The sequence below is a fragment of the Helicobacter bilis genome, from assembly GCF_900198365.1.
In the GTDB taxonomy this organism is placed as follows: domain Bacteria; phylum Campylobacterota; class Campylobacteria; order Campylobacterales; family Helicobacteraceae; genus Helicobacter_A; species Helicobacter_A bilis_B.
Window position 1 is genome coordinate 1 of the sequence record NZ_FZMS01000082.1, and the last position, 2,013, is coordinate 2,013.

The 2,013-nt window shown below is 33.7% G+C and carries 1 protein-coding gene; it reads left to right on the forward strand.

Annotation, left to right across the window (positions count from 1 at the left end):
* A partial coding sequence (locus C6H08_RS09775) for an autotransporter outer membrane beta-barrel domain-containing protein (protein ID WP_267892901.1) occupies positions 1 to 2,007 on the forward strand: 2,007 nt, incomplete at its 5' end.
* Positions 2,008 to 2,013 lie beyond the last annotated feature (6 nt).

Below are 2,013 nucleotides of genomic sequence, written 5' to 3' on the forward strand. Positions count from 1 at the left end.
ACACAACAAGAAACCGACTTTACAACAAATGGCAAAGACAATCCATGGGATATGGATAAAGCCCAAACAGATTCTAATGGCAATGTAGTAGAAAATGGTATAGGCTCTAATGATAATCATGGCAATCTCATACAAAAGCCAAGCCAACAGGATAAACAAGAAGAATGCAAGAAAGATGGTTATTGTGGATTCGGTAAAGATGAAAACGCTACTGAAGCAGACAGGGGTTATGACTACGCACAGCAAAAGATGAAAAATAGCTTTTCTCTCACTTATAAAGGTGGTAGCATAGATGGTAAGTATATTGATATAGAAAAAGTGGTAAATGATACAACAATAGGCTTTAAAATCAATAAAGTAGATATTAATAACTTTATAGAAGGCAATACAGAAAAGCCTTTATGTAATGCAGAATCTAGCACATTTGATTGCGCTTTATATATGGAAGCAGGTGGGAATAACTCATGGATAAATGCTATTAAAAAAGAGAGTGCAAATAGCTATGAGATTCTAAAAAATCTATTCTATGATGATAAATCTTCACTTGTGTTTTTAATAAACCTAGACCAAACTCTAGCTGCTTCAAGAAACTTAGATTATTTCCTAGAAGTAGGCAGGACACTAGATACAGCAATAGATCATGTCTCAAACCTAGAGAATAAAGCATCAACACTTCATACACTCACACTATCAATGGAGAGTGCAAGGCTAAATCGCCTAGCAAGAGTAGCCAGCATTCATGGTAGTGCAAGTAGCTATATAGCTATGCAGAACTATCAAAAGAATTTAGAAGCAGCATTGAGGGAAGCAGAGAAGCTAAAACTAGCAAGTCTAGATTCTAATACAAACACAAGACTAGCAGCTATTAATGATATAGTAAGTGGCAATGCAAATAGTAATGCCGTATATAGAAGCAGTGTAGCTACTCTAGCAAGTAACTCAAATTCTAGTAGGGCAACAGATATACAAACGGACACAGGGCATGGGGTGCAAAATAATATACAATATGCTATGCAAAACACACAAAATGCAAACAATGGAGTAACAGATATACAAAGTGATGTTGCAACTGATAACAACTCAAATGAAGTATGGTTTGATACCCTAGCAGATTTAATTATGAGATTTAATAATAGAGAAGAATATCCAAATCATGCTTGGGTTAATATGCTAGGTAATCTTAACTTCTCAAAAACTGGCACAGCACAGCTTTATGGATTTAATGCAGGATATGATTATTTTGTAGATAAACTCCAAACTGCATTTGGTGCATATGGTGGTTATGGCTATGGCACATTCAATGGAAATAATAATGGTTTTACTTCAAACAATTCAAATAATGTGTTTGCTGGAATCTATACAAGAACTTTCATTGAAAACCATGAAATAGATGCAACGCTTAACACTGCCTTTAGCTTTACAAATGAGAGACAAGGCTCTCCAATTAAGGATATGGATTTACTTGCTCTCTTTGGTGATGAGTATAGCTATACACTCTCTAATATAGATTTAAATGCAACTTATGGTTATGCCTTTTTAATGAAAAAGGGTTATATAGTAAAACCTTTTGCAGGATTATCTTATTATGTATTAGGCTCAACTAATTTTAAAAGAGATGATAATACGAAACCTATATTTGCTATGAATACAGATGATAATATAAGACAAACTATAAGTGTAAATATAGGCATAGATGGTCGTAAATACTTTGCAAATCAAAGCTATATCTTTATAGTCGCTCAATTAAAACAAGATGCAATCATCTTGCAAAATAATGTAGATTCTAGTGGGACTACAACTACAAGTATAGGCAGTGGAAATGATTCAGCAAATACTTTTACAATGAAATATAAAACTCAAGGTTATAGGTCTTATGTATTCCTTACAGGTGGTGGAGAATATAGCTTTGGTAGATGGTATTTAAATGGAAGTTTGAGCTTACAAAGCAGTGTATTTGATAAAAACTTTGGCTTAGGATTTAATATTGGTGGTAGGGTGGTGTTTTAGGGGATA